We start from the raw sequence: 24,214 nt of genomic DNA, 5'->3' as shown, positions 1-24,214 counted from the left end.
TTCTTTTGAGTTTAAAGTTACGACAGATAAAAATCAAAAAGCAAGCCGAAAATCACTTCTGCCGTTTTGACGTGTAACTATTTGATTTTAGCTAATTCTTGAATTCTGCGAGCATACATCTGCAAGATCTCATCCTCATCCCAATCTTCACTTTCAGTCTTTCCATGACCTAATGAAATAAGGGTTACAATAGCGCCATCTTCTATAAAATACTCACAGTTCCAAGCTTGCAGCGGTTTAGAATTTAAGGGTTGGTAATTCTCAATTTCTTTCGCAAAAACCAACTCTTCGTCCTTGACATAATAGATCTCTTTAAAGTAAAAATCATCCTTATGCGAGAATATCGTTAATATCCTTTCATTAGTAGATGGTTCACAAACCTGCCAAAACTCTTGCTTTCCATTAAAATCAGTCACATAATCATCACCGCTTCCACATCTTGAAAGCGCATCATAAAACGCATCTGATCTTTGCACCCTGTATGCATTTTCCTCTTCTTTTGTCATTTGGCTGTAGCCAAAAGCAGAAATGAAAAAGCTTATTATAATTACGAGTTGTTGACCTTTATTCATGATCTAAATATACAATTCTCTATTTGGCTTTCGCCAAAACTACTCCTGCTTCATTCCGGGCTCGACCTGGAATCCCATCCTGCTGAGACCCTGAATCAAGTTCAGGGTGACGCTATCTTTCGTCATTCCTTGCTTGACAAGGAATCTTATTATACTTGTTCGACTTCTCGATACATCTGAAAGCTTGCGGACAAGTTCAGGGTGACGCTTATTAATAAAAGTATTGTCCCCTTGAGGGGACTTTTGGGGTGTTCTCTACACAATACCAAAAAAAGCTCCTTCCCTTATCTAAGGGAAGGTGGATTGCAAGCGTAGCGAGCAAGACGGAAGGGTAAGACTGATTTACATCATTCCTTGCTTGACAAGGAATCGCATTATACTTCATCCACTTCTCGATACATCCGCCCAAGGCGGACACTCGAAGTGACAAAAAAAGCTCTTCCCCACTAAGGAAAAGAGCTTTTGGAAATTATAACCTAAGTGGCTTTTACCCCACGATATTCACGATCTTACCAGGAACAACGATCACCTTTTTAGGGGTGCGGCCTTCAAGATATTGTTGAGTTTTCTCATCAGCCAGTACGGCTTTTTCTATTTCGTCTTTAGACAGATCAAGCGGAAGCTCCATCTTAAAACGCATCTTCCCGTTAAATGAAATAGGATATTCCTTGCTGCTCTCTACTAAATATTTGCCATCAAAAACCGGGAAAGGCGCCGTGGCAACAGACTCGTCATGACCTAACAGTGACCACAGCTCCTCAGCGATATGTGGCGCATAAGGCGAGATCAAAACCGCAAGTGGTTCTAGCACTTCGCGACTATTGCACTTTTGGCCGGTGAGTTCGTTAACCGCGATCATAAACGTAGAAACGGTAGTATTAAAACTAAAGTTCTCGATATCTTCCTCAACCTTTTTAATGGTCTTATGCAGCGTTTTCATGCTGTCTTTTGAGGCTGGAGTTTCGCTTACGCTGAAAACGTCTCCCTCATGATACAGCTTCCATAGTTTTTTAAGGAAAGAATGCACACCAGTAATACCTGCAGTGTTCCAAGGTTTTGCCTGCTCTAGTGGCCCCAAGAACATCTCATACATTCTCAAGGTATCTGCACCATAATCTTCACAAATATCATCTGGATTAACGACATTGTATTTAGATTTGGACATTTTTTCTACTTCGCGACCTACTTTATATACACCATCTTCTAGAATAAACTCAGCATCCTTAAATTCTGGTCTCCATGCTTTGAAACCTTCAATATCCAACTCATCTGATGAGTTAACAAACTCAACAGGTGCATGTATTGGAGTCAAAGCCAGAGATAACGACCTTAAAATCTCCCCCTCACCTTCTTTTTCATATATTTTAAGCTGCTGCTCTAATTCAGATATTTTTGAAGATATCCTATTTACCGAATCTAACTCAGACGTTTCATAATCATCTACAAAAAATCCCATTTCTTTGAAAAATGAGGCGGGAACAAAAATATCCGAAAACTCTTTTCTTAAAGGTATTTCAACCTCTTGACCTCCCTGTTTTCTTTCACCATATAAAGCCCTCAAATAAAACCATTCAACTCTATAAACAAAAGCACTCGTCCCAAGAATCATCCCTTGATTGATCAGCTTTTTAAAGGGTTCGTCAACAGGTGCGAGTCCGCGGTCTTTTAAGAATTTAACCCAGAAACGGCTATACAACAAGTGTCCGGTAGCATGCTCGCTTCCGCCAATGTATAGATCCACATTCTGCCAGTAGTCTAGCGCTTCTTCTGATGCAAAAACTTCATCGCGTTGTGCATCTTCCATATATCTAAAGAAATACCAACTACTTCCTGCCCATCCCGGCATGGTGTTTAACTCTAGCGGATGGATCGTTTCATTGTCAATTTCGCTATTAGCGACAACTTTATTATTCACAGTATCCCACGCCCAAACGTCAGCACGACCCAATGGCGGCTCACCTTCTTCGGTAGGTAGATATTTTTCAACTTCTGGCAAGTGCAATGGCAAATGCTCTAGCGCGATCATTTGTGGCATACCGTCCACATAATACACCGGGAAGGGCTCGCCCCAATAGCGCTGACGGCTAAATACCGCATCACGCAGGCGATAGTTGATCTTTCCTTTTCCGTAGCCTTGCTTTTCAAGCTCAGCGATAACACGGGTCATGGCTTCCGCGTAAGCGAGACCATTTAAAAAGTCAGAATCAGTAAGCTTTGTAGCGTCTTTTGCCGCATACGCCTCTTCTGAAATATCAACTCCGTCAAAAATATTTTTGATAGGTAGCATCCCCTCGTTGCTACTGAAATAATTTGCAAAATCATAGTCGCGCTGGTCGCCACAAGGCACCGCCATCACCGCACCTGTACCATAACCGGCAAGCACATAATCGCCTATCCAGATAGGGATGGGTTCTTTAGTGAATGGATGCTCTGCATACGCGCCGGTAAAGGCTCCGCTTATGGTCTTAACATCTGCCATACGCTCGCGCTCGCTACGTTTAGAAGTCGCATCGATATATGCTTCTATCTCTGCTTTTTGCTCTGGCGTAGTGATCTTTGCAACCAACTCATGCTCTGGAGCAAGCGTCATGAATGTTACTCCAAAAATAGTGTCAGGTCTAGTGGTGAAAACCTCAATTTTTGCATCATGCCCTTTAACATCAAACTTTACCGAGGCTCCTTTAGAACGCCCTATCCAGTTAGTTTGTGAATCCTTAAGCGGCTGTGGCCAGTCTATGGTATCAAGACCGTCTAGCAAACGCTGTGCATAAGCCGTGATGCGCATGCTCCACTGTGTCATTTTCTTACGCACCACAGGGTGCCCGCCACGCTCAGAAACTCCGTTTACGATCTCATCATTAGCAAGCACGGTTCCCAGTGCAGGACACCAGTTTACCTCAGTTTCTGCGAGGTAGGTCAATCTATATTTTAGGAGGATTTCCTGTTTCGCTTTCGCGGAAAATTCATTCCACGCTTCCTCGGAAAATATTTCTATATCATCATCGCAAGCTGCCTTTACAGTTGCGTTTCCTTCTTTTTCAAAAATGGCAACAAGCGTATCGATACTTTCAGCCTTGTCGCTGGTGTAATTGTACCAACTCTCAAATAACTGAATAAAGATCCACTGCGTCCATTTGTAATACTCAGGATTAGAAGTGCGCACCTCACGGCTCCAGTCAAAAGAAAAACCTATTTTATCAAGTTGCTCGCGATAGCGAGCAATGTTTGTTTCGGTAGTGATCGCGGGATGTTGCCCGGTTTGTATCGCATACTGTTCTGCCGGAAGGCCAAAAGAATCATACCCCTGCGGATGCAACACATTAAAACCTTTGTGACGCTTGTAACGCGCATATATATCGCTGGCAATATACCCTAGCGGGTGACCCACGTGCAGCCCTGCCCCAGATGGATAAGGGAACATATCAAGCACATAATATTTAGGCTTTGTGCTTTGATTATCTGCTTTAAACGTTTGATTTTTTGCCCAGTATTCTTGCCATTTTTTCTCAATGGCGTTAAAGTCGTACATCATTCGTGGTTTTCGTGCAGACCTCACAGGTTTTCAAAACCTGTGAGATCTAAAATCATTTTTAAAGCCGCAAATTTACGATTAATAGATGATGTTGAAAGATTTTAAAAAACCCATTCTTCCTGAGCATTTTTAATGTACTCCATTTGCATAGGATCTTTAAGATCTACTACATAAGTTTTTGCCCAGTAATCTCCTGCACGCTGATGATGTTTAGTTTGTGTAATAATTATAATCCCTACCACACCATACAAGGAATAGTCTGCAATATCCGCAACTCTTCTTTTAAGACATTGCACTAAAGATGGCGCTTTACCAGACAAGCTATACACCTTAAGATTAAATAATGAATGTCCTAAAGTAGCTCCAAATTTAAACTCCATAAAAGGATAGTATAAAAACCAAAAACCGATGCTAAAAGGAACTAACAGGTAATATAGAGCCGGGTGATCCTTCCCTAGGTTCACCATAAAAAAGTACCCCACTAGAAGTATCAAGAAAAAGAGTGCTCTATCTACGATTGTGGCACCTACACGTTTTCCTAGGTTGTGTTTTGTGTAAATTTCTTGCATGTGTGAAGTTGAGCTGGCTAATATCATAATTCTTTTGACTTTAAGCCAAATAATCCAGAAACATATAATTTAAGCGTAAGCGAAATACAAAAACCACGTGAACAACGTTCAAAGAATGCCAACTTTATTACTTTTACACAAATTTTTCCCAGCCTATGGCAACATCTTATGATAAGTTTCAGCGCCGCCGCCTGCTATCGTCTTATTTTAGTGTGGTAATCAGTATTGCGCTCGTGCTTTTTTTGCTGGGGGTTTTGGGACTTCTTGTGCTTAATACAAAGAAGGTCGCAGATCATTTTAAAGAGCAGATCGCACTTACTATTTACTTAAAAGATTCTGCTAAAGAGGTTGAGGTAAACCAACTGCAAAAAAGCTTATCGCTCGCCGAATACACAAAAAGCACAGATTATGTTTCTAAAGAAGAAGCGGCAGAAGAGCACAGCAAAGAGATAGGCGAAGACTTCATGGACTTCTTAGGGTACAATCCGCTGCAAAATAGCATTGACGTGTATCTTAAAGCAGATTATGTGAGTGCTACACAAGTTGAGGAAATCTCTGATGATATTATGAGCAAAGGTTTTGTGGAAGAAGTAACCTATGACCAGCCTTTGATCTCCTTACTTAACGACAATATTAAAAAGATCAGCTTGTGGATCTTGATCATCAGCGGTGTGTTTACATTTATCGCTGTGCTACTTATCAATAGTTCCATAAGACTTTCGGTTTATTCTAAGCGTTTTACTATTAAGACCATGCAAATGGTGGGCGCAACAAAGAGTTTTATACGTAGACCGTTTATCTGGAAAAGCATAAAACTAGGCATGCTGGGCGCTTTTATCGCTTTGGCAGGAATGGCTGGTGTGTTGTATTACCTTGATAAATCCTTCCCAGAACTAGGCCTTGTGAACGACTGGCAGTTACTTGCAGCATTGTTTGCGGGCGTGTTCTTATTAGGAATGATCATCAGTTGGTTAAGCACCTTCTTTGCCACACAACGTTTCTTAAACTTAAGAACCGACGAATTGTATTATTAAACATAGATTTGAGATATAGTATTGAGCAGTTAGACAACTTGAAGACTTCTCAATTCTCACTACTTCAAACTTAGTACTACCAAAATGGGAGAAAAGAAAAGAAAAGAACAACTGGAGCTGCATAGAAGCACCTATATCTTCGGGAAGAAGAATTATAAATTCATGCTCATCGGGCTAGGTGTTATCGCTTTAGGATTTATCCTGATGTCTGGCGGTGGCAGTGATGATCCTACTGTTTTTAATCCAGAAATTTACAGCTGGCGACGCATTCGTCTTGCACCTGCGCTTGTATTGATAGGTTTCGGGATCGAAGTTTATGCTATCCTGTTGAACCCAGGTAAAAAAGAGGATAAGAATTAATGGATACTCTTGATGCGATCATCCTGGGCATCATCCAGGGTCTTACCGAATTTCTTCCAGTTTCTTCTAGCGGTCACCTTGAGTTAGGCAAAGCCATCTTAGGCGACGATCTTGTTGCAGAAGAAAGTATGCTTTTTACAGTAGTGCTACATTTCGCGACAGCGTTAAGCACCATCGTGGTTTTTAGAAAAGATGTTATTGAGATCCTTAGCGGACTCCTAAAATTCAAATGGAACGACGAAACACAATTTGTCGCTAAGATCGTAGTATCAATGATACCGGCGGCGATCATCGGGGTTTTGTTTGAAGAAGAACTTGAAGCACTCTTTGGCGGAAGCGTCCTATTTGTAGGTTTTATGCTCATCATCACCGCACTTTTATTATGGCTTGCAGACAAAGCAAAAGACACTGGCAAACCTGTTTCTTTTCGCAATGCGTTTACCATAGGTGTGGCACAAGCAATCGCCATGTTACCAGGAATTTCGCGTAGCGGTTCTACGATCTCAACATCAGTTTTGTTAGGAAATGACAAAGCAAAAGCAGCTCGTTTTTCATTTTTAATGGTTGTTCCATTGATCTTTGGTAAGATCGCAAAAGACATTTTAAGCGGCGATATCACTACCGAAAGCAGCAATATTACCGCACTGAGCATCGGGTTTGTGGCAGCATTTGTAAGCGGACTGTTTGCCTGCACCTGGATGATCAAACTGGTGAAGAAAAGCAAACTTTCTTACTTTGCCATTTACTGCCTCGTGGTAGGTTTTTTCGCCATCGGTTTCGGATATTTTTATAGCTAAAGCGAAAAGCACGCGCATTTCATGATCACAGATTTCTCAGAAGAAGCTTTTAAAGAAGGCCAGGTTTTACTTTTTGACAAACCACTAAACTGGACCTCGTTCCAGGTGGTGAACAAAGTGCGCTGGCTCATCCGTAAAAACTGCGGCATTAAGAAAATAAAAGTAGGTCACGCCGGTACGCTAGATCCATTAGCAACTGGCTTGCTTATTATTTGCACCGGCAAATTCACAAAACGCATTGAAGAGTTTCAGGCGCAAGAAAAAGAATACACCGGCACCATCACGCTGGGCGCTACTACTCCATCTTACGATCTAGAAACCGAGATTGACCAGACTTTCCCGCTAGACGGCATCAATGAAGAAGATCTTTTGGCTACAGCCAAAACCTTTTTAGGAGAGATCGATCAATACCCACCTGTTTTTTCGGCCGTGAAGAAAGACGGCAAAAGATTGTATGAATATGCCAGAAAAGGCAAGGAAGTTGAAGTAAGCAGCAGAAAGATCACCATTCATGATTTTGAGTTGACTCGCCAAGAACTGCCAGAAGTTGACTTTAGAGTAAGTTGCAGCAAAGGGACATACATACGCTCGCTGGCGCATGACTTTGGCGCAAAACTTAACAACGGCGGACATTTAAGTGCATTGCGTCGCACAAAAATTGGTGAATTTGATGTGCAAAACGCCATGCAACTTGAAGATTTTGAAACGCAGATAAAGGCTTTTCATAACAGAGATTAACTCCGTTTTAAGGTCTAAAAACGGCAATTTTGCGTTGATTTAAGCAAGAATCGTAATTTTAGACACAGTTTTATGAAGATCACAGGACAAGATAAGGCGCTCATGATCACCTTTGGCGGTGCGAGTTTCCTATTGCTTGTATTTATCCTGATCACCATAAAACCCTATGATCATGCCGCTGCCGAAAAAGAGCAGTTTATCCCAATACCTGTTATCGAAGAAATTGAATTGCCAGAAGAAGAGCAAGAACTTACAGAGCAGGAAGAATCACAAGAACCTATTTCGCATTTAGCGCAAAACAGCGATCGTCTAAGACGCGAGGCTGAGATGTATTTTAATCAAAGTGAATCTCCAGAAAATGCTGCAAATACTCAGGAAGAAACAGAATCTGCAGTTGAAGAAGTAGAAACTAACAACGACGGCATAGATTATAAAAAGAAGCTAGAAGAACTAAGACAAAAAGCTAAAGAAACCTCAACCGGCAACGAAAAAGCTTCTAAAGAAACTGCACAAACCAGCACCACTACTTCTCACCGCAGCACGGTGAGTTATCAACTTAAAGATCGCAATGCTGTGCGCATACCAAACCCCGTTTACACCTGCGATGCAACTGGCAAAGTGGTGATAAACATTGAGGTTAACGACGGCGGCGGCGTGGTAAAAACCAGCGTTAACAAGTCGGCTTCTACGACTTCAAACGGCTGCCTCATCGATCAAGCGATCAATTATGCAAAACGCGCATATTTTAACAAAGCAGATCGCGCGACGCAGTTAGGCACGATCACTTTCGAGTTTCAGGGTTAGACGTTTTATTATTTGGCTTTCGCCAAATCTACTCAGATGCCGTATCTTGGGGCGATACTAAATTCATCAACCCCATTATGATCAAAAGAATTACTCCCCTTTTGCTCGCAGCGACACTTTTTGGCGGATGCCAAACACAGAAAAAAGTTGCTGAAGCAGCTCCTAAAGAAGAGAAAAAAAGTGACTTTAAAGACTATAACAAAGTCATTACAAAAGATGCTATCTCTGATGCCGGCCTTTTTACCACACACATGGTAGATGAGGATCTGTACTACGAGATCCCAGACAGCCTTTTTAACAAAGACATGCTTATCGTAAGCCGTATTGCTAAAGTTCCTTCGGGCTTTGGCCGCGGTTATGTAAATGCCGGCAGCAAGGTTAATGAGCAAGTTGTGCGCTGGGTGCGTCGCGGCAAACATATTGACCTTAAAGTAATGAGTTTTGAAAATGAAAGCGACGACGAATCGCCAATTCATATCTCTGTTGCAAACAATAATTTTGAGCCTATTCTCTTTAGCGCGCCTATTGAAACCATCAGTAAAGATTCTTCTTCTGTAGTGATCAAGATGAACGGCCTTTTTGAAGAAGAAGTGATGGCTATTGATGGTCTTAGTCCACGATTAAAGAGAGATTATAAAGTGAAAAGACTTGATAAATCAAGAACATATATTGAGTCTGCTCACTCTTACCCTCAAAATATTGAAGTAAAGCATGTACTTACTTACGATGCAGAAGAACCACCAGAGCGTGGACAAGCAGGTACTATCTCGCTTTTAATGAATCAATCTATGATCTTGCTTCCTGAAGATAAGATGCAACCGCGTATCGCAGATCCGCGTGTAGGTTGGTTTACTATTGATAAATATGATTATGACAGCGAAGAATTAAAATCTGATAACTACAAGATCTTACGTCGCTGGAGGCTGGTGCCAAAGGACATCGAAGCATACAAACGTGGCGAACTGGTAGAGCCGGTAAAACCTATTGTGTATTACCTTGACCCAGCAACACCAGAAAAATGGAGACCCTATTTTAAACAAGGTATTGAAGACTGGAACGTAGCTTTTGAAAAAGCCGGATTTAAAAATGCGATCATCGCAAAAGATCCTCCTACACCAGAAGAAGACCCAGAATTCAGTCCGGAAGATGTGCGTTACTCTGTGGTGCGCTATGTAGCAAGCACTACGAGAAATGCTGTAGGACCATCAGTTTCTGATCCTCGTACTGGTGAGATCATTGAGAGTGACGTGATCTGGTATCACAATCACTTGCGCTCATATCGTAACCGCTTTATGATAGAAGCTGGAGCTCAAAATTCTAACGCAAGAACACTTAATACTCCAGAAGAAGAAATAGGAGAAATGATGCGCATGGTGATCGCTCACGAAGTAGGTCATGCCATTGGTCTACCGCATAACATGAAAGCGAGTTCAGCTTATCCTACAGACTCTTTACGTGTAGCTAGCTTCACACAGAAATACGGTCTTACACCTTCTATCATGGATTATGCTCGTGTAAACTATGTTGCTCAACCTGGTGATGAAGGCGTGCGTTACATACGTATGATGGGACCTTATGACCTGTATGCTGTAAACTGGGGATATCGCTATCTTCCAGAAGCTAATAGCGCAGAAGAAGAAAAATCTACGCTTCATCAATGGATCATGGAAAAATCTGGAGATCCTATTTATGAATTTGGCGGAAGCCGAGGTATCGATCCACATTCTCAAACAGAAAGTTTAGGAGACGACAATATCAAGGCTAGCGAATATGGTATCGCAAACATGAAAAAGGTGGTTCCTAATCTTATTGAGTGGACTACAAAAGACGGCGACACTTACGAAAGCCTTGAGGAAGTTTACCGCGAACTTACCGGTTTATGGAGAGGTTATATTTATCACGTGATCACAAACGTAGGCGGCGTTTATGAAACACAAAAAACCGCAGATCAAGACGGCGTGGTTTATGAACCAGTGCCAGCAGACATTCAAGAAAATGCTATTGATTTTCTAAATAAAAATGTTTTTGAAACGCCAGAGTGGCTTCTTGACAAAGACATTTTTGCTCGCATTGAGAACGACGGTTCTGTAGCACGCATTCAATCTATACAAGCGAGTAGCTTGAGTTATTTGCTTACGCCTAGCCGCCTTGTGCGACTTAGCGATGCACAGCAATTGTATGGCAATGACGCTTACAGCACTATAGCGATGATGAGCGAACTTCGCAAAGGTATTTTTAGCGAACTGTATCGTAGTAAAAATGTTGATGCCTTTCGGCGAAATCTACAGCGATCGTATGTAGACATCGCTACTGGATATTTATCAAACATCGATTCTAAGGAAGACAGTGATGTCTTGAACTCTGACATTCTTGCGATCATGCGCGGCGAGATGGAAAGACTTGCAAGCGACATTCGCAGATATGGTTCTAGAGGTAGCTCACTTACCGCATACCATTGGAAGGATCTAGCCGCAAGAATTGAAAAAGGCCTGAAAGTAGAATAAAAGATCTTAAATGATTTTCACACTTAAACCCCGCAATTGCGGGGTTTTTTAATTCTTTAAACACAGCTTTAAGTTAACTTAGGTTAAAGGAGGTTAAACCCTGTTAAATAGACTGATAACACCTACTTCAACTCGTAAATTTGTTTTGTGATTAGGTTAAAATATTACCTATATATGTTGAACGAAAAATTAATGAAGCTATGAGTTATTCAGATAATATTGCTAACGAATTAAATGAACTACTAGAAAAAAATTATGATGCCGAGGCTGGTTATAAAAAAGCCGCTGAAGATGTAAAAAATCAGGCGTTGAAAAATTACTTTAATAGTAGAGCAAAAGATAGATATGATTTTGGTCATCAATTAAAAGATGAGATCAAGAGTTTTGGCCATGAGCCAGAAAAAGGAACAAGTTTAAAAGGTGATGCGCACCGCATGTGGATGGATTTAAAGTCGGCTTTTAGTAACGATAAAGAAGAGTCAATTTTAGAAGAAGCCATTCGTGGTGAGAAAGCAGCGATCGAAGATTATAATAAGATAATCGCAAAAAATGATCTGCCACCATCAACAGAGAATTTAATTATTCGCCAGCGTAATAGCGTAAAAGAAGCATTAAATGAAGTGCAAGCGCTTGAGGCGGTAAGTTAAGAACTAAACACTCCCCTAAACTGAAAATCCCAGTCAAGAATTTTGACTGGGATTTTTTTATTGCTGTAACCATTGTTTGATCTCTTCTTGATACGACCGGCCGCTGATGAGTTTGCTGCGGTCTTTATCACTCATCACAAAAGCAAATCTGCTATTAAAATACGTCTGGACTTCTGCAACCAGATCTTGATTAATGATGATCCCACGATGAATCTGCTTAAAATGCTCTGGCGTTTTTTCGCGTAAGCTAGACAAACTTTGCTCACATAAATAGCTCTTACCATCACGCAAAAAGACATTTACGTATTTATCTTCTGCCTTGAAGAAGGCGATGTCTTTTAGTTTTAAGAAAATGATCTTCTTGCCATATTTCACCACAAGCGAGGTGTTTTCTTTTTTAGGCTCTGCTTCCTGCACGTATTGCAACAGATTTTTGATATCTATTGCGTTTGCCGCAGGATTAAAGCGCTTCAATTTCTCAATGGTTTGCGTTACACGCTCTGGTCGTACCGGTTTCACTAGATAATCTAGACTATTGGTTTCAAAAGCCTTTAGCGCATATTGCTCGTATGCCGTGCAGAAAATCACTGTGGGGATCTTATCGAGTTGCGCCAACATTTCAAAACCGTTCATTCCCGGCATTTGTATATCGAGAAAAATAAGATCTGGAGCATATTCTTTGATCTTTTGTAATGCATCCGCACCATTTTTGGCGAAAGCCAAAACCTCAACAACATCTGCATGCGGCTCAAGCAACTTTGCTAATCGCTGTCTTGCCGGCTCCTCATCATCTATGAGAATCGCTTTAAATTTCATGCTTCGCTGGTTTTAAGTTCGTCAAGCGCAATAGTGATAAACACCAGTTTTTCGGGTTTGTTTTGCCAGGAGATCGCCGCCATATCGCCATAGGTAAAATTCAAAATATCATAAATACTTTGCAGCCCATAACCACTCACCAAACCATCTGTAAACGCCGGCCCGTTGTCATAAACCGCAATGATGAGATCAGTTTGAGATTCGTGGATCTTGAGTTTTATAAAACCCGACTGTTGCAACTGTGAAACTCCATGTTTTATAGCATTTTCTAGCAACGGCTGGATAATATTTCTAGGTATCGCATAGTTTTTGACGCTTTCGGCCACCTCGATCTCGTAGTTTAGGCTTTCGCCAAAACGTATCTTCTCAATTTCCAGATAAGCCTTCACAGCATCTACCTCTTCATTAACGGTGCAGCTGGCCTCATTCTTACGGTTAAGATTATGCTTAAACAGATCTGAAAGTGAAAGCGCCATTTTCTCAGTTTTATCTGCATCTGTGTGCGCCAGGCTCGCAATAGCGTTTAAAGAATTATATAAAAAATGCGGATTGATACGCGCATGTAAAGACGCGACTTCGGCTTCATTTTTTGAAGCTGTAATATTTGCAAGCTGTAGATCTTTTTCACGGATCAGATTTTCATTTCTCTCTTTAAAATAGAGAAAAGAACTGCGTATTAAGCTTATTACTAATAATACAATCGATATAAGCCCCAATCCTGAAAGACCATCTTTAGATTTAGAAAGTATCAGACTTAAAACTATAAAAAAGACAATCCCTATTCCTAAAAAAATTAAAATACGTATCGCAAATTTATAAGCTATTTTCTGAGTAGTTCTTAATATTAAATAATCTGCACAGTAAAGTAGTAGACCAAATAATACACAAGCTATCAAAATAACTGGCACTAAGATCTTAATGATATCAACATAATTAGCAGTATGATTAAATTCTTCATTTAGATAGATTGTAGCAAAATCATACACTTGAATAGTTTCTGCGGTTACCGTAGCTATTATAAATATAAATGCGATATATATTGAGTTCAAAACATACCCTAATATTATACTCTTAAAATCTCTAGCAAACAAAGGCTTGAACGCTAGAATTAACATGAGTATGATAATAAAAGCTACAAGAGAAATTCGCAGCATTTTCAAGTCAGATTCTGAATATTTAAAATTCATCCAACCCCAAAACCCAAGTTTAGCTTGAATATGATTTTTTAGGTACTGTTCAAAATCTGGAGCATAAATAATTTGAATTATATACTTATCAAGTGGTGTTATATTTTCAAACCTTTCAGTATTTACACCCCCTGATGCATACTCCTGCAAATAGCTGTTGGATCTAAGCTCTCCGTAATTACGCATATTTTCTATAATTGCGTCAAAACTTGATCTGTTTTCTTGCAAGCCTATTAAACCTTGTAAAACAGCTTTTTTTATCAACTTCTCTCTCAGGAACTCGCTCTCAAAATTCTCATTTGTATAAAATTCATATCTCACATTGTTGACCTCATAGGTATAAAGATCATCACTTCTGGAAAATGATTTGAGTTTAGTATCAGGCAGGTATTTCAATGTATACACGCCTTCACCAATTTTAATGGTGAAATTTGCATCTTTTTTATCATTCACGTAAGCTAACTTGTTTTTTAAAACAGGTGATAGATCATCAAGTAACTCTTGTAATACACGCTTGTCATTATCTTGAGAGTTTTCAATGTGAAAATTGATATCCGAAGCGAATATTTTCGGGTATTTCAAAAAGTTTTTATTGAGATAAAAAGATTTTATAATAAACTCCCAAGCCTCCTCCTTCTCTTTTTCGGTAAGTTGAATTTCTTGGGAGAAAGACGGTATCACGCTCCCCAAAAAAATAAGTATCAGTACTAGTTTTTTCATTGTGGTAAATATTGAAAAGTTAATTTATAGACACAAATAAACCAGCCATCCTTTCAAAACCCTTACTATTTCTGACAGACTGCAAAATGGAATGACCAACTGCAAAAAACCGTTGAAAACTCCTCACAACTTTCCTTTTTTCACCCCGCGATTTTCAATAATTTAGAGGCATTCTTCGTTTTCGCTTAAAGCGAAAACAACTCACCCACAAACAACAGATTTTAAGGAATGTATCTCATTTTTGACACTGAGACCACTGGTCTTCCCCGCGATTGGAACGCTCCCATAACTGACAGCGACAACTGGCCACGCGCCATACAGATCGCTTGGCAGCTGCATGACGACATGGGTAATTGTGTGGATCATCAGGATTATCTTATCCAGCCACATGGTTTTGACATTCCCTTTGATGCAGAGCGTATTCACGGGATATCAACAGAGCTTGCACAACGCGACGGTTTGCCGCTGGCTGATGTGCTAGTCAAATTCAAAAATGCTCTAGATAGCGCCAAGTTTATTGTGGGTCAAAATGTGGGGTTTGACGTCAATATCATGGGCGCAGAATTTCACCGTCTGGACGTTTCAAATCAAATGGCAGAAATGCCCGTGCTTGACACCTGTACCGAAACAACGGCTCAACTTTGCCAGATTCCCGGTGGTCGTGGCGGTAAGTTTAAACTGCCTACGCTTACTGAGCTGCACGAATATCTTTTTAATCAGCCTTTCGCGGAAGCGCACAACGCAACCGCCGATGTTGAGGCAACCACGCGTTGCTTTTTTGAGCTGATTCGCCGCAGGATCTTCACCATTGAAGAGCTTGATGTTCCTGCAAATTATTTTGAAGAATTCTCACGTGAGAATCCGCAGCCTATTGAGTTCATCGGGCTGAAGCACATCAACCTTAAGGCGGCTTCAGATGAGATTCGCAAGGAGCTGCAAAAAGCCGAAGGCGGCGAGATCTCCCGTGAAGAAATTAAAGAAAACAAAGAGCAACTTGCCGAGGTTGATTTTGCGCATTTGCACAACCACTCGCAGTTCTCCATCCTGCAATCTACGGCTAGCGTTCAGGACATTGCGAATGCTGCGATCGCAAAAAAAATGCCCGCGGTAGGCCTCACAGATACCGGCAACATGATGGGCGCGTTTCACTTTGTGCGCGCGTTGATGAGCCATAACGCTTCCGCGAAAAAGAAAAATGAAGAACTCATTGAGCAGGGCGAAGCGCCTACTGAAACCATCGTGAAACCCGTGGTGGGAATTGAGCTCAATGTTTGTCAGGATAGAACGAACAAATCCCAAAAAGACAATGGTTTCCAGATCGTCTTTTTGGCAAAAAACAAGAAAGGCTATCACAACTTAGCGAAGATGGCCTCTATCGCATATACCGAAGGTTTTTATTACGTTCCGCGTATTGACCGTGAAGTGGTAGAGCGATACAAAGAAGATATTATTGTGCTCACGGGTAACCTTTATGGTGAAGTACCCAGTAAAGTATTGAACGTAGGTGAAAAGCAAGCGGAAGAAGCCTTGCTGTGGTGGAAGGAACTTTTTGGTGAAGACCTCTATATTGAGATCATGCGTCACGGTCAGGAAGATGAAGATCGCGTAAATCAAACATTGGTGGACTTTTCGCGAAAGCATGACATAAAACTTATCGCGTCAAACAATACATTTTACATAGATAAGTCTGACGCTGATGCGCACGATGTGCTCTTGTGCGTGAAGGATAATGAGAAAGTAACCACGCCAAAAGGCCGCGGCCGCGGATATCGTTTTGGGCTTCCTAATGATGAATATTATTTCAAGGATGCTGATGAGATCAAGGCCTTGTTTACTGACTTGCCAGAGGCAATAACAAACATTCAGGAGATTGTTGATAAGATCGAACCTTTTGAACTGGCGCGTGATGTACTGCTTCCTAAGTTTGATATTCCTGAGGAATTTCAGTTTGAAGAAGATGAACTGGATGGCGGTAAGCGCGGGGAGAATAAATTCTTGAAGCACATCACCTTTGAAGGTGCAAAAAAGCGTTATCCTGAAATCACTGATTCTATCAAAGAACGTCTGGACTTTGAGCTTGATGTAATTGCAAATACGGGATATCCGGGTTATTTCTTGATCGTTGAGGATTTTATCCGCGAAGCGAGAAACATGGGCGTATCGGTAGGTCCGGGTCGTGGATCGGCAGCAGGGTCTGCGGTGGCTTACTGTCTGGGGATTACAAATATTGACCCAATCAAGTACGATCTGCTTTTTGAGCGTTTCTTGAATCCAGATCGTGTGAGCATGCCCGATATTGATATCGACTTTGATGATGAAGGTCGTAGCCGGGTTATGGATTATGTAATTGAGAAATATGGCGCAAATCAAGTGGCGCAAATCATCACCTATGGTACGATGGCGGCAAAGTCATCCATTCGTGATACCGCGCGTGTTCTTGACTTACCATTAAGCGATGCTGATAGGATCGCGAAGCTGATCCCAAACATGTCTAAACTGAATAAGATCTTTGGACAAAGTGAGGCCGATCTTAAAAAGAAATTCCGTTCTGACGATCTGGTAAAGATCAATGAACTATTAAATCTTGCAGAAGGCGACGACTTGGAAGGGCAAATGCTACGCCAGGCACGCCAACTGGAAGGTTCTGTAAGAAACACGGGTATTCACGCCTGCGGGGTGATCATCACACCAGACGACATTACTAATTTCGTTCCCGTTTCAATTGCGAAGGATTCTGATCTGTACGTAACACAGTTTGATAACAGCGTTGTAGAATCAGCTGGATTGCTTAAGATGGACTTCTTGGGTCTGAAGACCCTTACGCTCATCAAAGACACGGTGAAGCTGGTAAAGATCAAGCATGGCATTGACCTTGACCCAGACTCTTTTCCGCTTGACGACGAAAAAACATACGAGCTTTTCCAACGTGGAGATACGGTAGGGATATTTCAATACGAATCGCCCGGAATGCAAAAACACATGCAGGCTTTAAAGCCTACGGTTTTTGAAGATCTTATTGCGATGAACGCATTGTATCGCCCGGGACCGATGGAATATATCCCAGATTTCATTGCGCGTAAACATGGCGAACAAGAAATTATCTATGATCTAGACGACATGGAAGAATACCTTGAGGAAACTTATGGTATTACCGTGTATCAAGAGCAGGTGATGTTGCTTTCGCAGAAATTAGCCGGATTTACTAAAGGTGAAGCCGATATGCTGCGTAAGGCGATGGGTAAAAAGATATTCGCCTTACTAGAAAAGCTGAAGCCAAAATTCATTAACGGCGGTAAAGAAAAAGGCCACGATGAAGAAATACTAAATAAGGTCTGGAAAGACTGGGAAGCATTTGCTGCGTATGCGTTTAACAAATCACACTCTACTTGTTACGCATGGATCGCCTATCAAACTGCATATTGCAAGGCCCACTACCCTGCAGAATATATGGCTGCGGTACTCTCTAACAATATGAACGACATCAAGCAGGTTACCTTCTTTATGGAAGAATGTAAGCGCATGGGATTAGAAGTTCTAGGACCAGATGTAAATGAATCTTTCAAGAAGTTTACGGTAAACGATCGTGGCGCTGTGCGTTTTGGGATGGGCGCTGTAAAAGGTGTAGGTAACAACGCCGTGCAAACTATTGTTGAGAATAGAAAAGATGGGCCATATCGCAGTGTTTTTGATTTGGCTAAACGCCTAAATCTACGCGCGGCGAATAAAAAGACCTTTGAAAGCTTGGCACTTGCCGGTGGCTTTGACAGTTTTGGCGGAACTCACAGAGCGCAATATTTTCATGATGAAGGCGACGGAATCACATTCTTAGAAAAAGCTGTAAAATATGGGCAAAAGTTTCAAGAGAATGAGAATAGTTCGCAGGTAAGTTTGTTTGGAGAATCTAGCGATGTACAGATCCCAGAACCAGTTGTTCCGCCATGTGAAGAATGGGGAACGATGGAAAAACTTAAACGTGAAAAAGAAGTTGTAGGAATCTATATTTCTGGGCATCCGCTGGATGATTTTAAATACGAGATGGATAACTTCTGTAACGGTAAGATCTCTGACTTTAAAAATCTAGAAGAACATGTAAATAAAGAGATCGCCGTGGGAGGAGTGATCTCAGATGTGCAACACAGAACTTCTAAAAATGGTAAACTCTGGGCCGCCTTTACCATTGAGGATTTTGAGGATTCTTTTGAGTTCAGGATGTTTGGTGAGGAGTATTTAAAATACAGGCATTTCTTGATCGTGAACTCTTTTGTACACGTTCGCATTTTTGTAAAAGAAGGTTGGGTAAACCGCGACACAGGTAAAAAAGGAGATCCTCGCACACAATTTAATGGCTTTATGCAATTGCAGGATTGCATGGATCAATACAGTAAGAAATTAACGATCAATCTAGACTTACAAGATGTAAGCACAGAACGCATAGACGACATTAAGGAAACCCTTAATGATTACCGCGGTGACCACAATTTGTTTTTCTATGTTTTTGAACCTAAGGAACAAATAGCTTTAAATATGGCAAGTCGAAAGAAAAAGGTGAAGATCTGTGCTGCGCTGCTTGATGAGCTAAAGCGAAAAAATGTAAACTTTAAACTCAATTAACATTGAAAATCTCCGAGTGATAACAGTGAAGCACTTTTGGCGAAAGCCAGAAAATTTCTCTAAATCAGTTAAATCGATAAAGGAATAACCAAATCTAATATAACCGCTGTAAGCTTTAGAGAAATAATTGACTAATTTTGCGAGTATAACACATAAATCTAAATAAATGGCACTTGAGATAACAGACGCAACCTTTGAAGAAACTGTACTTAAAAGCGACAAGCCTGTGCTTGTAGACTTCTGGGCTGCATGGTGCGGACCTTGTAGAATGGTAGGTCCTGTAATTGAAGAAATCAGTACTGAATATGACGGTAAAGCCGTTGTAGGTAAAGTAGATGTAGATGCTAACCAAGAATTTGCATCTAAATATGGTGTGCGTAACATACCTACAGTTCTTATGTTTCAAAACGGTGAACTTGTAGGACGCCAGGTAGGTGTAGCGCCTAAAAATGTTTACACAGAAGCGATAGACAAATTATTGTAATCTGTCGTTAAAAAATACTTTTTAGAAAGGTTTGGCTCATGGGCCAAACCTTTTTATTTTTAAGTTTACTTAAAGTGTCTTTTTAAGACCATAATGGTCATAAAATTATAATATACATACAATGAGCAACAAGATAAATAAGCCTCAGGATAGAATTGAATTACAATTCCTTGAAGAAAGAAAAGTGTTTTTATGGGGTATGGTAGATGATAAAAGTGCAAAGCACGTAGTAGATCGCCTTATGTACCTTAATTCTATAAGTCATGACGAGATCAAGTTTTACATTAACAGCCCAGGCGGTTATGTAACTTCAGGATTCTCTATTTATGACACCATGCAAAATATAGAAAGTCCAGTAAGCACAATTTGCACTGGTCTTGCAGCAAGTATGGGAAGCATCCTACTATCTGGTGGCGAAAAAGGTAAACGCTACATCCAGAAGCATGCCCGCGTGATGATTCACCAGCCTAGTGGCGGTGGTCGCGGACCTGCAAGTGATATTGAGATCACAGCACAAGAGATCATTAAAACAAAAGAATTAAGCGCACAGATCCTTGCAGACAATTGCGGACAATCTTTTGAAAAAGTAATGAAAGACTTCAATCGTGACCACTGGATGGACGCGCAAGAATCTTTAGCCTACGGTATCGTAGACGCAATGGAAGGATAACATGCAACTAAAAGTTGATCAAAAAAACAAGAAGGTTATAATTGAAGATAGCGTACGCACAAATTATAGCCTTCTTCTTGCATTAATGTACCTCAACCTTTTTAATGCCGTTCTTAATCTATCCCTAAACCCATCAAGCATGGGTGCGATCTCGTATTTATGGATCGGCGCTGGACTCCTTTCTGTCGTGGCTTTGATCTGGTTTTATACTAAGAAGAGCATTAAAAAAGAGTTGGCTTTCGCCGAAATAGAAGCATTGCAGCAGAAGGAGAAATTTGGCAACAGCCGCTTTGCAATAGCGCTTAAAAATGGGAAGAAGCGTGATCTAGTTACGCTCCATGGCGAAAAAGAGATCAAGAACATCAAAAATGTTTTTAGCTCAATAAACATCCCGATAATCAAGAAATAACGGCAACTGTGGACATTCAAGCAGAAATAAATTCGCAATCTGGCTTTGGTAACCTTGAGTTACTGGCCAGTCAGGTAGTAGAAGGTTTTATTTCTGGAATGCACAAAAGTCCGTTTCATGGTTTCTCTGCAGAATTTGCAGAACACAAAGTGTACAACAAAGGCGAAAGTACAAAGCACATAGACTGGAAGCTTTATGCCCGCACAGATAAGCTGTATACAAAACGCTACGAAGAAGAAACAAACCTGCGTTGTCATCTTATTTTAGACAATAGTAGCAGTATGCACTATCCCAAGCTTACAAAAAAGCCAGGAATCACAAATTTAAACAAGATCGGTTTTTCGGTTTTGGCTTCAGCCGCGATAATGAATCTCATGAAAAAGCAGCGCGATGCTGTAGGCATGAGTATTTACAGTAAAGAATTTGAATTCTATTCCCCCGAAAAGGGAAGCGAGCGCCACCACCACATGTTGCTGGATCAGCTTATTCAAACCTTTGTAAACACACCGCAAAAGAAAGAGACAGACACTTACGCTAATCTTCACCTCATCGCCGAAAAGTTGAAACGTCGTTCACTAGTTTTTCTATTTAGCGATATGTTGCAGCATGACAAAGAGCAGGAAGAGCTTTTTAGCGCCTTACAACACCTTAAATACAATAAGCACGAGGTACTACTCTTTCACACGTATGACGGCGCTACAGAGGTTAATTTTGATTTTGATAATGCTCCTAAGAAATTCATCGATCTAGAAAGCGGAAATAACATCAATGTTTTTAGTGACAACGTGCGCGAAAACTATAAAAAACAAGTAAAAGCATATTTTGAAGAATTGCGCATGCGTTGTGCAAAATTTCAGATAAAATACTTAAGTGCTGATATTCAGCATGGTTTTGGACCGATTTTGACAACGTTTTTAGTAGAGCGTCAACGATTTCAATAAGGAGTAAAAATTTTTCAAAAAAACATTTGGTAAGATTAAAAGAGGGTGTATATTTGCATCCGCTAAGAAAGAAAGGGACAGCCCAAAACACTTAGCAATAGTTCTCAAAGAAATTGGTCTGGTAGTTCAGTTGGTTAGAATATCTGCCTGTCACGCAGGGGGTCGCGGGTTCGAGTCCCGTCCAGACCGCTAGGAATCGGTTTAAATTCCTACAATAGCCTGTAAATCATATGATTTACAGGCTTTTTTGTTTTCACTCAATAGCGTTTAATACCATATAATTCCAAAAAAAAGGTGAGTGATTCGGTGAGTCTTTTTTATCATTAAAAACACTCACCGCAACAACCCATAAAGTGTTAAATTTAAAAGCTTTACATTATTTCTTTAACATTTATTAAATAGTACTTTTGTACCTTAATTGACTCATTTAAAAGCTCAAAATGATGTCAAGTTCAATTTCAATTCTTTTCTACCCTAAAAATTCTGCTAAAAAATCACTAAAACCAGCTACAATTTATGCTAGGATTACGGTAGATTCCAGACGGAGTGAATTTTCAACACAGCACAAGGCAACAAGAAAATGGGATTCTAAAACAGGTAAGATGAGTGGGTTTAGTGCGGAGTCGAGAATGGTCAACCGCCATTTAGACGATATACGCACAAAAGTCTATGAAATCCATGACAGACTCCTAAGGGATGAAAAGCCAGTTTCAGCCCAAATTATCCGTAATATCTATCAAGGTAAGGAAACCGAACAACGTAGGCTTTTAGAATTTTTTCAAGAGCATAATGATGGGATGGAGCGTCTTGTGGGCAAAGGTTATTCTAAAGGGACCCTGCAAAGGTATAAGGCAGCGAAAACTCATCTAGTAAACTATCTACATTTTCTCCAAAAAAAGGGAGACATACCTTTAAGGGAAATTGATTACCAATTTATCTCAGGATTTGAGCATTATCTCAAATCAAAAAAGAATTGCGCACACAACACAGCCACAAAGTATATAGTTAATTTCAAGAAAATTATGCGCTTAGCCCTGGCTCACGAATTCATCGATAGAGATCCCTTTTTTCATTGGAAATCCAATTGGAAATCAAAAGAACGAGAATTTTTAACCGCCGATGAATTAAATAACCTTGCCAAAAAAGAATTTTCTATTATCCGATTGGAGCAAGTTAGAGATATCTTCCTTTTTTGTTGCTTTACTGGTCTAGCCTATGCAGATATACATAAACTTAGTTCAGAAAATATAGTTCGGGGGTTAAATGGAGAATACTGGATCAAGACCAAAAGGCAAAAAACAAAAACTCTTAGTAGTATACCCCTACTACCAACAGCTGAACGGATCCTCCGTAAATATGAAAATCATACGTGTCAAAAAGAAGATGATAAATTATTGCCAGTCCTGACAAATCAAAAATCCAATGCTTATTTAAAAGAAATTGCAGATGTATGTGGAATCAAGAAAAACCTAACTACACACCTAGCAAGACACACATTCGCAACTACCGTTACATTATCTAGAGGTGTTCCCATGGAGACAGTGAGCAAAATGCTGGGTCATACTTCCATTAAAACAACCCAAATATATGCTAAAGTCTTAGACACCAAAATTGGTGCAGATATGGATATTCTAAAAAAACAGAAACCATTATTGAATCAAATTTTTGAACGGACAAAATAACAATTCTACCCTCATAAGATTTGAAGGGTTTTAAAAGGCTTTAGCATAGGACTGCTCTATGCCAAAATTTGTCCATGCCCGGGACACTACTGTCCCATTACAGGGCCAAAAAATGGACAAGCGCTGGTATCTTCTATAAACATTAATAAACATAAACAAAAAAAAACCTGACAGGAAGGTTTTTTTTATAATTTATAAAATCTGAATTTGAAGTTTGTAAAAGACTTCACACTCCTAATGCTGACAAATTTAAGCAATCTTTTATCGACAAAACACACTTAAGATGACACCTTTACCCCTTTACGATAATTAAGCGCCTTAAAACGTCTTAAAATTCCGTTTTTAAATGCTTCAACCAACTGCATTGAATTTGCGATAAATTAATGCTATATCACGCTTAGGTGATTTTTAAATTATTTACTCAAATGAACCTTTCAAAATAATTCAAAAGCCACCGAAACATATTAATTCTACCACAAACTGTAAATTGAAGCTTATCACAATCATATAAAAAAGCCGTTGCTATTGCTAAATTAAGTAATGTCTATTATTAAAATAACATAACCATCGCATCCATAAGATAGGTCTTAAAAATAATAAAATGGAACAGCTAAAATTTTAGCTGAGGATAAATATGTCTAAAATTAAATGCGAAAAGAGTTTGTTTTTACCTCGGATCTTTGTTAAGTGATGACATAAAACTATTCTCTAGTCTTAGCATTGATAATCTTTATTTTTAGATCGTAGCTTAATTCTTGGTCATAGATTATTGCTATAATGATTTCTTTGAGCAGGTCTCTACCTATAATATTATCAGCAACGTCTACTGCAATATTTTCCATCATTTCCATGTATATAGAAACAATGTGGTCTAATCCATTAATTTCTAAAAAATAGGCACTTAATACAATAGAAGAACGTTTATTACCATCATTAAAAGCATGATTTTTATTGATTGAGTAGAATAAATAAGAAACCTTGTCTTCTAATTCAGGATAATAATTGTCATCTTTTACAAATTCTAAAGTCGCATGAAGTAGTCCTAAATCTTTAGCTCCATGTAAACCTCCAGAATGTTCTATTATATAATCGTGTTCTTTAACTGCATAATGAAAATCAAAATAAATGAATGTCATT

General features: G+C 39.9%; 19 protein-coding genes and 1 tRNA gene. 14 read left to right on the top strand and 6 right to left on the bottom strand.

The features are described 5' to 3' along the window. Positions 1–77: 77 nt before the first annotated feature. The 3 genes from ACZ5L8_RS15345 to ACZ5L8_RS15335 form a co-directional block, all read right to left on the bottom strand. The gene (locus ACZ5L8_RS15345; protein ID WP_464438538.1) at positions 78–572 is read right to left on the bottom strand and encodes a hypothetical protein; all 495 of its coding nucleotides are present in this window, start codon (positions 570–572) and stop codon (positions 78–80) included. 487 nt (positions 573–1,059) lie between these two features. Continuing rightward, positions 1,060–4,104 carry a leucine--tRNA ligase gene (locus tag ACZ5L8_RS15340; RefSeq protein WP_464438537.1) on the bottom strand — a complete coding sequence of 1,015 codons (3,045 nt, stop codon included), beginning with the start codon at positions 4,102–4,104 and terminating at the stop codon, positions 1,060–1,062. 101 nt (positions 4,105–4,205) lie between these two features. Further along, a complete protein-coding gene (locus tag ACZ5L8_RS15335) occupies positions 4,206–4,700 on the bottom strand; it encodes an RDD family protein (RefSeq protein WP_464438536.1) in 495 nt (164 codons plus the stop codon). A 128-nt stretch (positions 4,701–4,828) separates the two neighbouring features. Between ACZ5L8_RS15335 and ACZ5L8_RS15330 the strand changes: the two genes are divergently transcribed. From ACZ5L8_RS15330 to ACZ5L8_RS15300, 7 genes are all read left to right on the top strand, one after another. Then, positions 4,829–5,707 carry a cell division protein FtsX gene (locus ACZ5L8_RS15330; protein ID WP_464438535.1) on the top strand — a complete coding sequence of 293 codons (879 nt, stop codon included), beginning with the start codon at positions 4,829–4,831 and terminating at the stop codon, positions 5,705–5,707. An 84-nt stretch (positions 5,708–5,791) separates the two neighbouring features. Next, positions 5,792–6,067 carry a DUF3098 domain-containing protein gene (locus ACZ5L8_RS15325; protein WP_464438534.1) on the top strand — a complete coding sequence of 92 codons (276 nt, stop codon included), beginning with the start codon at positions 5,792–5,794 and terminating at the stop codon, positions 6,065–6,067. After that, positions 6,067–6,864 (top strand): undecaprenyl-diphosphate phosphatase, encoded by a 798-nt coding sequence (locus ACZ5L8_RS15320; protein WP_464438533.1) that lies wholly within the window; start codon positions 6,067–6,069, stop codon positions 6,862–6,864. Before ACZ5L8_RS15325 ends, ACZ5L8_RS15320 begins: the two co-directional genes overlap by 1 nt. A 21-nt stretch (positions 6,865–6,885) precedes the next feature. Continuing rightward, positions 6,886–7,602, top strand: coding sequence for a tRNA pseudouridine(55) synthase TruB (gene truB / locus ACZ5L8_RS15315; RefSeq protein WP_464438532.1), 717 nt, complete (start codon positions 6,886–6,888; stop codon positions 7,600–7,602). Positions 7,603–7,674: 72 nt separating this feature from the next. After that, positions 7,675–8,406, top strand: a complete 732-nt coding sequence (locus tag ACZ5L8_RS15310; RefSeq protein ID WP_464438531.1) for a hypothetical protein — start codon at positions 7,675–7,677, stop codon at positions 8,404–8,406. A 77-nt stretch (positions 8,407–8,483) separates the two neighbouring features. After that, positions 8,484–10,910, top strand: coding sequence for a zinc-dependent metalloprotease (locus ACZ5L8_RS15305; RefSeq protein WP_464438530.1), 2,427 nt, complete (start codon positions 8,484–8,486; stop codon positions 10,908–10,910). Between the two features lie 200 nt (positions 10,911–11,110). Next, positions 11,111–11,557 carry a ferritin-like domain-containing protein gene (locus ACZ5L8_RS15300; RefSeq protein WP_464438529.1) on the top strand — a complete coding sequence of 149 codons (447 nt, stop codon included), beginning with the start codon at positions 11,111–11,113 and terminating at the stop codon, positions 11,555–11,557. Between the two features lie 57 nt (positions 11,558–11,614). Here ACZ5L8_RS15300 and ACZ5L8_RS15295 read toward each other — a convergent pair whose 3' ends face one another. Further along, on the bottom strand, positions 11,615–12,373 hold the full coding sequence (locus tag ACZ5L8_RS15295) for a LytR/AlgR family response regulator transcription factor (protein ID WP_464438528.1): 759 nt from the start codon (positions 12,371–12,373) through the stop codon (positions 11,615–11,617). Next, the gene (locus tag ACZ5L8_RS15290; protein WP_464438527.1) at positions 12,370–14,280 is read right to left on the bottom strand and encodes a sensor histidine kinase; all 1,911 of its coding nucleotides are present in this window, start codon (positions 14,278–14,280) and stop codon (positions 12,370–12,372) included. Before ACZ5L8_RS15290 ends, ACZ5L8_RS15295 begins: the two co-directional genes overlap by 4 nt. 228 nt (positions 14,281–14,508) lie before the next feature. On the opposite strand from ACZ5L8_RS15290, the gene dnaE reads away from it, so the two are divergent. The 7 genes from dnaE (at position 14,509) to ACZ5L8_RS15255 (ending at position 23,077) form a co-directional block, all read left to right on the top strand. After that, positions 14,509–18,891 carry a DNA polymerase III subunit alpha gene (dnaE, locus tag ACZ5L8_RS15285; protein WP_464438526.1) on the top strand — a complete coding sequence of 1,461 codons (4,383 nt, stop codon included), beginning with the start codon at positions 14,509–14,511 and terminating at the stop codon, positions 18,889–18,891. A gap of 166 nt (positions 18,892–19,057) precedes the next feature. Then, the gene (gene trxA / locus ACZ5L8_RS15280) at positions 19,058–19,375 is read left to right on the top strand and encodes a thioredoxin (RefSeq protein WP_462599787.1); all 318 of its coding nucleotides are present in this window, start codon (positions 19,058–19,060) and stop codon (positions 19,373–19,375) included. A 121-nt stretch (positions 19,376–19,496) separates the two neighbouring features. Continuing rightward, positions 19,497–20,045 carry a ClpP family protease gene (locus tag ACZ5L8_RS15275; RefSeq protein ID WP_462599788.1) on the top strand — a complete coding sequence of 183 codons (549 nt, stop codon included), beginning with the start codon at positions 19,497–19,499 and terminating at the stop codon, positions 20,043–20,045. Position 20,046: 1 nt separating this feature from the next. Beyond that, complete coding sequence (locus ACZ5L8_RS15270) at positions 20,047–20,454, top strand: hypothetical protein (RefSeq protein ID WP_464438525.1); 408 nt, start codon at positions 20,047–20,049, stop codon at positions 20,452–20,454. Positions 20,455–20,462: 8 nt separating this feature from the next. Further along, positions 20,463–21,395, top strand: coding sequence for a DUF58 domain-containing protein (locus ACZ5L8_RS15265; RefSeq protein WP_464438524.1), 933 nt, complete (start codon positions 20,463–20,465; stop codon positions 21,393–21,395). Positions 21,396–21,510: 115 nt separating this feature from the next. Next, a tRNA-Asp gene (locus ACZ5L8_RS15260) sits at positions 21,511–21,584 on the top strand. 251 nt (positions 21,585–21,835) lie between these two features. Then, positions 21,836–23,077, top strand: coding sequence for a site-specific integrase (locus ACZ5L8_RS15255; RefSeq protein ID WP_464438523.1), 1,242 nt, complete (start codon positions 21,836–21,838; stop codon positions 23,075–23,077). Positions 23,078–23,778: 701 nt separating this feature from the next. Here ACZ5L8_RS15255 and ACZ5L8_RS15250 read toward each other — a convergent pair. Further along, positions 23,779–24,213, bottom strand: coding sequence for a type II toxin-antitoxin system death-on-curing family toxin (locus ACZ5L8_RS15250; RefSeq protein ID WP_464438522.1), 435 nt, complete (start codon positions 24,211–24,213; stop codon positions 23,779–23,781). Between the last annotated feature and the right edge of the window lies 1 nt (position 24,214).

Source organism: Leeuwenhoekiella obamensis, assembly GCF_055391795.1.
This window is presented reverse-complemented; position numbering and strand designations above follow the sequence as displayed.